The organism is Quisquiliibacterium sp. (genome assembly GCF_982640115.1).
Genome location: NZ_CEXFHW010000138.1, coordinates 1 through 10,912, shown reverse-complemented (window position 1 = coordinate 10,912; position 10,912 = coordinate 1). Strand labels below are relative to the sequence as shown.

The 10,912-nt window shown below is 72.4% G+C and carries 10 protein-coding genes; 3 read left to right on the top strand and 7 right to left on the bottom strand.

Annotation, left to right across the window (positions count from 1 at the left end; genetic code table 11):
- Positions 1-925 (bottom strand): 1-deoxy-D-xylulose-5-phosphate synthase N-terminal domain-containing protein (locus AC2H6A_RS14340; RefSeq protein WP_484274279.1); only part of this gene is annotated, 925 nt, incomplete at its 3' end.
- A gap of 250 nt (positions 926-1,175) precedes the next feature.
- On the opposite strand from AC2H6A_RS14340, the gene speE reads away from it, so the two are divergent.
- Together speE and AC2H6A_RS14330 are read left to right on the top strand one after the other, a co-directional pair.
- A complete protein-coding gene (gene speE, locus AC2H6A_RS14335; RefSeq protein ID WP_484274278.1) occupies positions 1,176-2,462 on the top strand; it encodes a polyamine aminopropyltransferase in 1,287 nt (428 codons plus the stop codon).
- Between the two features lie 23 nt (positions 2,463-2,485).
- Positions 2,486-3,256, top strand: coding sequence for a 16S rRNA (uracil(1498)-N(3))-methyltransferase (locus tag AC2H6A_RS14330; RefSeq protein WP_484274277.1), 771 nt, complete (start codon positions 2,486-2,488; stop codon positions 3,254-3,256).
- Here the strand turns inward: AC2H6A_RS14330 and AC2H6A_RS14325 are convergent.
- Genes AC2H6A_RS14325 through AC2H6A_RS14315 form a run of 3 tightly spaced genes read right to left on the bottom strand, consistent with a single transcriptional unit; the run spans position 3,226 to position 6,424 of the window.
- Complete coding sequence (locus tag AC2H6A_RS14325; protein ID WP_484274276.1) at positions 3,226-3,633, bottom strand: barstar family protein; 408 nt, start codon at positions 3,631-3,633, stop codon at positions 3,226-3,228. The genes AC2H6A_RS14330 and AC2H6A_RS14325 overlap by 31 nt on opposite strands.
- Positions 3,634-3,675: 42 nt before the next feature.
- Positions 3,676-4,161: a guanyl-specific ribonuclease gene (locus AC2H6A_RS14320; protein WP_484274275.1), complete on the bottom strand. Its 486-nt coding sequence runs from the start codon at positions 4,159-4,161 to the stop codon at positions 3,676-3,678.
- Positions 4,148-6,424, bottom strand: a complete 2,277-nt coding sequence (locus tag AC2H6A_RS14315; RefSeq protein ID WP_484274274.1) for an NADP-dependent malic enzyme — start codon at positions 6,422-6,424, stop codon at positions 4,148-4,150. The genes AC2H6A_RS14320 and AC2H6A_RS14315 overlap by 14 nt, the downstream gene beginning before the upstream one ends.
- Before the next feature lie 248 nt (positions 6,425-6,672).
- Between AC2H6A_RS14315 and AC2H6A_RS14310 the strand changes: the two genes are divergently transcribed.
- Entirely contained in the window at positions 6,673-7,401 is a 729-nt protein-coding gene (locus AC2H6A_RS14310) for an SDR family NAD(P)-dependent oxidoreductase (protein ID WP_484274273.1), read from the top strand.
- Between the two features lie 22 nt (positions 7,402-7,423).
- On the opposite strand, the gene AC2H6A_RS14305 is transcribed toward AC2H6A_RS14310, so the two are convergent.
- The 3 genes from AC2H6A_RS14305 to AC2H6A_RS14295 all read right to left on the bottom strand — a co-directional run.
- Complete coding sequence (locus tag AC2H6A_RS14305; RefSeq protein ID WP_484274272.1) at positions 7,424-8,218, bottom strand: SDR family NAD(P)-dependent oxidoreductase; 795 nt, start codon at positions 8,216-8,218, stop codon at positions 7,424-7,426.
- A gap of 61 nt (positions 8,219-8,279) precedes the next feature.
- Positions 8,280-9,890, bottom strand: coding sequence for a sulfatase-like hydrolase/transferase (locus AC2H6A_RS14300; protein ID WP_484274271.1), 1,611 nt, complete (start codon positions 9,888-9,890; stop codon positions 8,280-8,282).
- Between the two features lie 42 nt (positions 9,891-9,932).
- On the bottom strand, positions 9,933-10,912 hold a 980-nt coding region (locus tag AC2H6A_RS14295), incomplete at its 5' end, for a (Fe-S)-binding protein (RefSeq protein WP_484274270.1).

The following is a 10,912-nucleotide window of genomic DNA, read 5'->3' as shown; positions in this document are numbered from 1 at the left end:
ACTTCTTCGCCCCATCCATGGCGGCGAGCCGCTCACCCCAGGCCGCGCGGGCGGAGGCCCCGCGAGCGCCGGCGGCGCGCCAGGCGTCCAGAATGTCCTGCGGAATGACGAAGGGCTCATGCGGCCAGTTGAGCGCCTTGCGCGCGCCCTCGATCTCCTCGGCGCCGAGCGGCTCGCCATGGCTCTTGGAGGTGCCGGCGCGCTTGGGGGCGCCGTAGCCGATGGTGGTCTTGCAGGCGATCAGCGTCGGGCGATCAGCGGCCTGCGCCTGCTCGACGGCGGCGAGAATCGCCTTGGGATCGTGGCCGTCCACGCGCACGGCGGCCCAGCCGGCGGCCTCGAAGCGCTTCAACTGGTCTACGGAATCGGAGACCGACAGCGGCCCGTCGATGGAGATGCCGTTGTCATCCCACAGCACGATCAGGCGGTTGAGCTTGAGGTGGCCCGCGATGGCGATGGATTCCTGGCTCACGCCCTCCATCAGGTCGCCGTCGGAGGCGAGCACATAAGTGCGGTGGTCCACAACATCGCCGAACTCGGCGTTGAGCATGCGCTCGGCCAGCGCCATGCCGACCGCCGTGGCGACGCCCTGCCCCAGCGGACCGGTGGTGGTCTCGACGCCCGGGGTGAGACCGACCTCGGGATGGCCGGGCGTGCGCGAGTGCAGCCGCCGGAAGGCGCGCAGCTCCTCCAGCGGCAGCTCGTAGCCGGTGAGGTGCAGCAGCGCGTAGAGCAGCATGGAGCCGTGGCCGTTGGACAGCACGAAGCGGTCGCGGTCGGGCCAGGCCGGATCGGCGGGATCATGGCGCAGCTGGCGCGCCCACAGCGCCACCGCGATCTCGGCCATGCCCATCGGCATGCCGGGGTGGCCGGAGCTGGCCTGCTGCACGGCATCGATGGCCAGCAGCCGCAGGGTGTCGGCCATGCGCGCCTGCGCGGCGGCATCAGGCCCGGACGAACCGGCAGGGTGGGCGCTGAACGAGGGGCTGGCGGACTCGGGCTGACTCATGGACGGGCGTCGGTCGGGCACGGCGGGCAACCGCTCATTCTACCAAGAGCGTGCGCATGCCGAGATCCGGGGCGAGGTCGCTCCGCTATACTCGCCGGCTTTTCCCGCCCGGTTCGCGCCTGCCTCGCGCCCCGGATTCCCGCGCCCCATCCCACCCAGCCGCCGCATGCAAGGACTGCACCTCACCGCCGATCTGTACGGCTGCGGCTGCGAAGGCCATCCCGGCGGCGCATCGCTGCTGGTGGATGCCCAGCAGCTCTCGGCGCTGTGCGCCGAGGTGGTAGCCCGCGCCGGCCTCACCCGGGTGGATGAACGCTTCTTCACCTTCCCGCCCTGGCAGGGCCAGCCCGGCGGGGTGACCGGCGCGGTGCTGCTGGCGGAATCGCACCTCGCCCTGCACACCTGGCCCGAGCGGGCCGGCGTCACCCTCGATGTCTATGTATGCAACTTCTCCACCGACAACTCGGCCAAGGCCGAGCTGCTGATGGAGTCGCTGGTGGCGGCGTTCGCGCCGCGGCGGCGGGTGACCAACCGGCTGCTGCGCGGCCCGGCCCAGACGCCCGAGGCCGACCATCACGGCCAGGGCGAGCCGGGCACCGAGGACGAGCTGCTGCTGGAATCGCTCAACGCCGAAGCGGTCTATGGCCTGCGCGCCCAGCGCCGCCTTGAGAGCCTGCGCTCGGCGCATCAGCGCATCGAGGTCTTCCAGACCCGTCAGTTCGGCCGGCTGTTCCGCCTCGACGGCGCCTTCATGACCTCCGAAGGCGACGAGTTCTTCTATCACGAGCCGATCGTGCATGGCGCGGCCATCGCCCATCCGCGGCCGCGCAGCGCGCTGATCGTGGGCGGCGGCGACGGCGGCAGCAGCGAAGAGATGCTCAAGCACCCCGACATCACCCGGGTGGTGATGGCCGAGCTCGACGCCGAGGTGATCCGCATCGCCCGCACCCACCTGACGGGCGTGCATCGCGGCGCCTTCGACGACCCGCGCCTGGAGGTGGTGGTCGGCGACGGCTTCGCCTACACCCGCGATACCACCGAGCGCTTCGACCTGATCGTGCTCGACCTCACCGACCCCGACACGCCGGCCGCGCCGCTCTACACCCGGGAGTTCTTCCGGGCCGCGCAGCGGGTGCTCGCGCCGGGCGGCGCGATCAGCCTGCACCTGGGCTCGCCGGTGTACCAGCCGCAGCGGGTGCGCCGCCTGCTAGCCGATCTGGCGGCGGTGTTCCGGGTGGTGCGCCCGATGGGCGTGTTCGTGCCGCTCTACGGTGCCTACTGGGGCCTGGCCTGCGCCTCCGACAGCCTCGACCCCTGCGCGCTCGACGCGGCCGAGGTGGCGCGGCGGCTGACGCAGCGGCGCATCGGCGAGCTGCGCCTGTACAACCCCGAGATGCACGGCGCGCTCTTCGCCCTGCCCAACTTCTATCGCGAGCTGCTGCCGGCGGGCTGAGCCCGCCGCACGGCCGTGCCGCCATGACCCCGCGCCTGCTGGTCGACGGTCTGCGCGAACCCGGTCAGGAGATCGTGCTGGACGAGGCCCAGGCCCACCACGCGCTGCGGGTGCTGCGGCTGCGGACCGGCGACCCGGTGCAGGCCTTCGACGGACACGGCGCGCGCTGGGCGGCGCAACTCGTCACCGCGGGCCGCGATCAGGCGATGGTGCGGCTGCTCGCGCCCGAGCCGGCGCTGCCCGACAGCCCGCTCGCGCTCAGCCTGGTGCAGTGCCTGAGCAGCGCCGACCACATGGACTTCACCATCGAGAAGGCGGTGGAGCTGGGGGTGAGCGTCATTCGCCCGGTGAGCTCGGCGCGCTCGGTGGTGCGGCTCGATGCCGAGCGCGCGGCCCGGCGGCTGGCCCACTGGCAGCGTCTGGTGGTGGCCGCCTGCCGGCAGTGCGGGCGCGACCGCCTGCCGCTCATCACCGAGCCGCAGCCCCTGGCGCGCTGGCTGGCCGGGCGCAATGCGCAGACCACGGGCTGGGTACTCAGCCCGCAGGCCGCGGCCGGCCTGGCCGCCGACGCCGCGTGTCTGCGGCCGAGCCGGGCCGAACTGCTGATCGGCCCGGAGTCGGGCCTGAGCGAGGAGGAACTCGGCGCGGCCCGGGCCGCCGGCCTGCGGCCCGCCAGCCTGGGGCCGCGAGTGCTGCGCACCGAGACCGCCGGCCTCGCCGCCGTGGTGGTGCTGCAGTCGGTGCTGGGCGACCTCGGCCCGGCTCAGTCGCCCCTGGCCACGCCCACCGAGTAGGCCACCCGCAGCCGCCGGTCACGCGCGGCGAGGTGCTCGGCCGCTTCCTGGAACACGCCGAGCAGGGCCTCGCGATCGGCCAGCGCGGTGCGTGCAGGAAAACCGGCGAGCACGCAGGCCAGTCCGGCAGGCGGCACGGCGAGATCGGTCAGGCAGTCGAAGAGCGCATCGAGGTTGCCGCCGAAGTGGGCCGGAAAGCCCAGGCCCGCGGCGATGCGCGCGAGCATGGCTGCGCGATCGCCCGCACCGGCGAGATCGATCCGCAGGACGGTTTCGCCCGCCCCCGCGGCACGCTGCGCCCAGGCGGCCAGCCCGGCAGCATCCAGGCGCTGCGGCATGCCGGCGGAGGGGGCGGAGGGGGCGGAAGGCTGGGTCATGGCAGGTGTCTCGCGGACGCTCGGGAATGCTGGGGGCGCGGCCTACTCGCGGATGCGCTGGAAACTGCGGTAGTGATCACCGGTGTACCAGTACTCGCCCGAGCGACGAGGATCGCCGCCGGCAACGATGCGGCGCGCGCCGCGATCGCGCGAGCCGGGCGTGCGCACGGTGTACTCGGTGTAGTAGCCGCGGGCCTGACGCGGCAGCAGACCTTCGCGGTTACCGAAGACCGTGCCGTCCTTGTCGTAGGGGAAAGGTCCACCAGCCCGGATCAGGGCGAGCGTGGTGCGGGCCTCGGGGGGCAGCTCGGCCAGGGCAACGGTGGCGCCCGACGCGCCGCTCGCGCCGGCCCCGGTGTTGTCGCGGGCATGGGCCGCCGGCACCAGCAGGGCGAGCGCGAGCAGCAGCGCCGGCAGGCAGCCGCACAGCACGGCCAGCCAGCGGCGCCCGACGGCTGCCGGCGCCAGGCCTGGCAACGGGCCCGGCTGGCGGCCCGCGAGGCGGGCGCGCAGCTCAGCGTTCGGCATTGGCGTCGATCACGGCCCAGGCGGTCATGTTGACGATGCGGCGCACCGTGGCCGACGGGGTGAGGATGTGCACCGGCCGGGCCGCGCCGAGCAGCACCGGGCCGATGGCGATGTTGTTGCCGGCGGTGGTCTTGAGCAGGTTGTAGGCGATGTTGGCCGCCTCGATGGTGGGCATCACCAGGAGGTTGGCCTCGCCGCGCAGCGTGGAGCGCGGCATCAGGCCGTGACGGTACTGCGCGTCGAGGGCGGCGTCGCCATGCATCTCGCCGTCGACCTCGAGGTGCGGGGCGCGCTCGCGCAGCAGGGCGAGGGTCTCGCGCATCATCACCGCGCTGGGGCTGCTCGAGGTGCCGAAGTTGGAGTGCGACAGCAGCGCCACCTTGGGCAGGATGCCGAAGCGCTGCAGTTCCTCGGCGGCCATCATCGTGATCTCGCAGAGCTGCTCGGCGGTGGGCGCGACATTCACATGGGTGTCCACCAGCGTGAGCTGCCGGTTGGGCAGCATCAGCGTGTTCATGGCGGCGTACACCGTGGCACCGGGGCGCCGCCCGATCACCTGATCCACATAATGCAGATGCAGCGCGTGGGTGCCGAAGGTGCCGCAGATCAGGCCGTCGGCCAGGCCCTTGCGCACCAGCATGGCGCCGATCAGCGTGAGCCGCCGGCGCATCTCGATCTTGGCGTACTGCGCGGTGACGCCCTTGCGCTCGGTGAGCTGCCAGTACTCGGTCCAGAACTCGCGGTAGCGCTCGTCGAGGTCGGGATTGATCACCTCCACATCCACGCCCGGCTTCATGCGCAGGCCGTAGCGCTCGATGCGCCGCGCGATCACCGCCGGCCGGCCCACCAGGATGGGATGGGCGAGCTTCTCGTCGAGCACCACCTGCACCGCGCGCAGCACCCGCTCATCCTCGCCCTCGGCATAGACGATGCGGTTGCGCCGCGCCATCTTGGCCGAGCTGAAGATCGGCTTCATGAAGCTGCCGGAGTGGTAGACGAACTGCTCGAGCTGGGCGCGATACGCGTCGAAGTCGGCGATCGGCCGCGTGGCCACGCCGCTGTCGATCGCCGCCTTGGCCACCGCCGGCGCGATCCGCGCGATCAGCCGCGGATCGAAGGGCTTGGGAATCAGGTACTCGGGACCGAACTGCATCGGCATCGAGCTGTAGGCCGCGGCCACCACATCGGAGAGCTCGGCGCGGGCGAGATCGGCCACCGCGCGCACCGCGGCAATCTCCATCTCGCGGGTGATGGTGGTGGCCCCGACATCGAGCGCGCCGCGAAAGATGAAGGGAAAGCACAGGACATTGTTGACCTGGTTGGGATAGTCGGTGCGGCCGGTGGCGATGATCGCGTCAGGCCGAACCGCCTTGACCTCCTCGGGCATGATCTCGGGCGTGGGATTGGCCAGCGCGAACACCAGCGGGCGCGATGCCATGCGGCTGACCATCGACGGCTTGAGCACGCCGGCCGCCGACAGGCCCAGGAACACATCGGCGCCCTCGATGATCTCGTCCAGGGTGCGGGCCTCGGTGGGCTGCGCGAAGCGCTCCTTGTCGGGGTCCATGAGCTCGGTGCGGCCACGCCACACCACGCCGGCCAGGTCCGACACCCAGATATTGGCCAGCGGCAGGCCAAGGTCGACCAGCAGGTCGAGACAGGCCAGCGCCGCGGCCCCCGCGCCGCTGCACACCAGCTTCACCTCGGTGATCGGCTTGCCCACCACGGTGAGCCCGTTGAGCAGGGCGGCGCCGACCACGATGGCGGTGCCGTGCTGGTCGTCGTGGAAGACCGGAATCTTCATCCGCTCGCGCAGCCGCCGCTCGACATAGAAGCAGTCGGGCGCCTTGATGTCCTCGAGGTTGATGCCGCCGAAGGTGGGCTCGAGCGCGGCGATGTGGTCGACCAGCTTGTCGAGGTCGTTCTCGGCCATCTCGATGTCGAACACATCGATGCCGGCGAACTTCTTGAAGAGCACCGCCTTGCCCTCCATGACCGGCTTGGCCGCGAGGGGACCGATGTTGCCCAGGCCGAGCACCGCCGTGCCGTTGGTCACCACCGCCACCAGGTTGCCACGGCTGGTGTAGCGGAACGCGGCGGCGGGATCGGCCACGATCTCCTCGCAGGCCGCCGCCACGCCGGGCGAATAGGCCAGGGCGAGGTCACGCTGGTTGACCAGCTGCTTGGTGGGCGCGATGGAGATCTTGCCGGGGCGGCCCTGCTGGTGATATTCGAGGGCGGCCTTGCGGAATTGCGGATCCATGGCGGAATCTCGGTGAGGCGGGCGCAGCCGCGGGCCACGACGCCAGTGACGGGAGCCGGATTATCCGCCCGCGCGCGCCGGCCGGACAACGCCGATCCGGGTTCAAGGGGTTTTGCCCGCAACGCAAAGCCCGCCGTCCGATTCCGCCGCGCCCGGCCCCTGAGGCCGCACCCGCGACGCGACCGCCTGCGCGGCTGAGCGATACTCGCGGCTTTCCATCCACGGCGGGCCTGCCGGCCCGGATCCTCATGACAAACCGATTGCTCGTCCTCAGCGGCGGCTCGCGCGGCCTGGGCCTCGCGCTGGCCAGCCAGTACCGGGCGCTGGGCTGGGAAGTGCTGGAGTTCTCTCGCTCAGCCCCCCATCCCTGGTCGGTGAAGGTCGACCTCTCTGACCCCGGTGCCGCCGACCCTCTGGTGCGCGCCGCGCTGGCGCCCCTGGCCGCCCGCGCCTGGGACGAGATCCTGCTGGTGGCCAACGCCGGCGTGCTCGCGCCCATGGGCCCGGTGTCGGGCAAGGACCCGGCGGCGGTGCTCGCCAACATCCACACCAACTATGCCGCGCCCGTGATGTTCATGGCGGCGGCGGTGGCGGCCTTCCAGGGCCACGCCTGCCGCAAGACCCTGCTGAACATCTCCTCGGGGGCGGCGCAGCGCAGCCTGCCGGGCTGGTCGCTCTACTGCGGCGCCAAGGCCGGCCTGGAGCACTTCGTGCGCACCCTGGCGGTGGAGCAGGCCGCCCTGCCCCACCCGGTGCGGGCGATCAACATCAACCCCGGCGTGATCGACACCGACATGCAGGCCGACATCCGCGCCGCCAGCGCCGAGGACTTTCCGGCGGTGGGCGTGTTCATCCAGCGCAAGAACGCGGGCGAACTGCGCTCGCCCGCGGTGGTGGCGGCGGCGATCGCCCGCATGGTGGCCGATGATCGCCTGGAGGGCGGCGCCCGCGCCGCCACCGAGGACTACCTGGGCTGAACCGCGGCCCGGGGGCGGGCGGTCAGCGCGCCGTCCAGCCGCCGTCGATGACCAGCTCGCTGCCGGTCATGAACGAGGCATCATCCGAGGCCAGAAACAGGATGCCGCGGGCGATGTCCTCGGCCTGGGCCATGCGCCCGATCGGGTGCGAGCCGGCCATCATCTGCTCGACCTGGCCCGGCGCCACGCCGCGCTCGACCATCGAGGCGGCCACGCCGCGCGCCATGTCGGTGTCGACGATGCCGGGATGCACCGAGTTGCAGCGGATGCGGTAGCCGAGATGGGCGGCCTCCATGGCGCTTGCCTTGGTGAACAGCCGCACCCCGCCCTTGCTCATGCAGTAGAGGGCGCTGTTGGCCGAGCCGATCAGGCCGGCGATCGACGAGAGATTGATCACGCTGGCCATCGGCAGATCGGCCGGACGCTGCTTCATGGCGAGGAAGGCGTGCTTGGTGCCGAGCACGACGCCCTTGAGATTGACATCGAAGAGGCGGTCCATGTCGGCCATGTCGGCGTCCTCGATGCGGCCGTGGCGGTACAGGCCGGCGTTGTTCACCAGCACATCCAGCCGGCCATGGCGCGCCAGGACATCGGCGACCAGGGCGGCCCACTGCGGCTCGCTGGTGACATCGTGGGCGTGGTACTCGGCGCGACCGCCCTCGGCGGTGATCGCCGCCACCAGGGCCTGGCCATCGGCCGGCCGGATGTCGGTGGCCACCACGATGGCGCCGGCCTTCGCCAGCAGGCGGGCGCTGGCCGATCCGATGCCACCGGCCGCGCCGGTGACCAGGGCGACCCTGCCGTCGACTCGATTCATGCTGTCTCCTTGAGGTTGATGAGCGGTGAGGGGCTGCGGACGCGTCGGGCGCAGGCCCGGCTCACCACTGCCCGTAGAAGACGCCGGCGCGCCGATGGGCATCGGTGCGGGCGGCGATGTCGTCGAGGCTGACCGTGGTGCGGCGCTTCAGGCCGAGCGACCATTCACGCAGGCGCTCGCGCATGGCGTCGCGCACGCCCTCGAGGCCGGGATCACGGCCGCGATCAATGACCTCGCGCGGGTCATGCTGCAGGCAGAAGAGCTGCGGCGGCAGACCCTGCCAGTGCACATACTTGTGGGTGGCGGTGCGCACCATCCAGGCCCGGCACTCATCGGGCTGGCGGCCGAGCAGCAGGCGGGCCCGGCGGTAGGCATAGTCGAGCTCGGAGAAGACCGCCTCACGCCAGTGCGCCGGGGCTTGGCCGTCGAGCAGCGGCATGAGGCTCTCGCCTTCCACCCGATGGCGCGCTGGCGGCAGGCCCAGGGCCTGCAGCGCCGTGGGCAGCACATCGACCGCCTCCACCAGACGGGACTCGCGCCGGCCCGGCGCGGCCTGACCGGGCGCCGCCACGATCAGCGGCACCCGCTGCACCGCGTCGTGGAAGAGCTCCTTCTCGCCCAGCCAGTGGTCGCCGAGGTAGTCGCCGTGGTCGGCGGTGAAGACCACCAGGGTGTCGTCCCAGCGGCCGGTCTCGGCCAGCACCGACCAGAGGCGGGCGAGGTGATCATCGACCTGACGCACCAGGCCCATGTAGGCCGGACGCACCCGCGACCAGACCTCGTCGCGGGCGAAGTTCACCGACTCCTCGTGGCGCAGGTAGGCGCCGTACACCGGGTGCGGGTCGATGCGCTCGCGCGGATCGCGGTGCACCGGCAGCGCATCGCCGGGCTCGAACATCGCGTGGTAGGGCGCCGGCGCCACATAGGGCCAGTGCGGCTTGACCAGCGACAGGTGCAGCGCCCAGGGCGCGTCGCCGGCGGCGCGGATGAAGTCGATGGCACGGCCCACCGTGTAGGCGGTCTCGGAGTGCGGCTCGCGCACCCGCGCCGGCAGGTTGACATGGCGCATCTGCCAGCCCGAGGCGCTGCCGCCCTCGGGCGTGGTCACCGAGATCACCCAGTCGGTCCAGGGATCGTCGCCGGCGTAGCCCTGAGCGCGCAGCCACTGCGCATAGTCGGCCTGCGGCTCGGCATGGTGGCCGTCATGGCGCAACGCCTCGACGAAGCTGCCGCGGGCGAGCAGCTGGCCCAGGCCGTGGTGCTCGTCGAGCCCCAGGCGCGCGAGGCCCGGCAGATCAGGCATGACATGGGTCTTGCCGAGCAGCGACAGCTCGCGGCCGGCGGCGCGCAGGTGATCGCCGAGCGTGAACTCGGCCACCGACAGCGGCACCCGGTTCCAGGTGGCGCCGTGGCTGGACACATAGCGGCCGGTGTAGAAGCTCATGCGCGAGGGGCCGCACACCCCGGACTGCACGAAGGCGTTCTCGAACAGCGTGCCGCGCGCGGCCAGCGCATCGAGCGCCGGCGTGCGCAGGTTGGGATGGCCGTAGCAGGAGAGGTGATCGGCCCGCAGCTGGTCGCACATCACGAACAGCAGATTGCGGGCCCGCGGGGCAGGGCCGCCGGTGGCGGGCGCGGATGAGGGCGCGGGGGCGCTGGGTGGGTGGGCCATGGTCGGCGGCGTCAGGTGACGCGCCGATCATAGCCTCGCGGCTCAGCCGCCCGGCGCAGTGGCGGGCAGCGCCATCTCGAGAATGCGTGCGACATGCAGGGGCTCGCGCTGCGCCCCGTCGCTGATCTGGTGCCGGCAGCTGGTGCCATCGGCCACGATCAGGGTGTCGGCCGAGGCCGCGCGCACCGCCGGCAGCAGCGCCGCCTCGGCCATCGCCATCGAGATCTCTCGGTGCTCGGCCTCGTAACCGAAGGCGCCGGCCATGCCGCAGCAGCTCGACTCGACGGCGCTCGCCTGCAGGCCGGGCACCCAGCCGAGCACCTGCATCACCGGCGAGAAGGCGTCGAAGGCCTTCTGGTGGCAGTGGCCATGCACCAGCGCGCGCGTGGCGCCGATCGGCGAGAACGCGAGCTGCCAGCGGCCGGCGCGCTGCTCGCGCACCAGGAACTCCTCGAGCAGGAAGGCGGCGTCGGCCAGGCGCCGCGCCGGCTCGCCCAGCCCGAAGGCGAGGAACTCGTCGCGCAGGGTGAGCAGGCAGGAGGGCTCGAGGCCCACCACCACGCCGCCGCGCTCGAGATGCGGCGCAAGCGCAGCGAGCACGCGTCGCGCCTGGTCGCGGGCCTGCGCCACCCGTCCAGCCGACAGCAGGGTGCGGCCGCAGCACAGCGGGGCGCGGTCGGGATCGTCGGGCAGGGGCATGGCCGGTGCCACCTGGTAGCCGGCGGCCTGCAGCACGCGCTGCGCCGCGCGCAGGTTCTCGGGCTCGAAGTGGTTGGAGAAGGTGTCGGCCCAGAGCAGCACCGGCGGGCGATCCCGGTTCTCGGCAACGGCCGCGCCTGCGTCGGCAGCTCGAGACAGGCCCTGCGACGCGACGGGCGGCGCGGCCGCGGCCCCGGCCGCTGCGCCCCCCTCACGCCGCGCCTGCGCGAGATAGCTGCGCGAGCGCCAGCGCGGCAGGCTGCGTTGCGCCGAGATGCCGAGCAGGCGCTCGCCGAGGCGGGCGAGCAGCAGGCTGCGGTTGC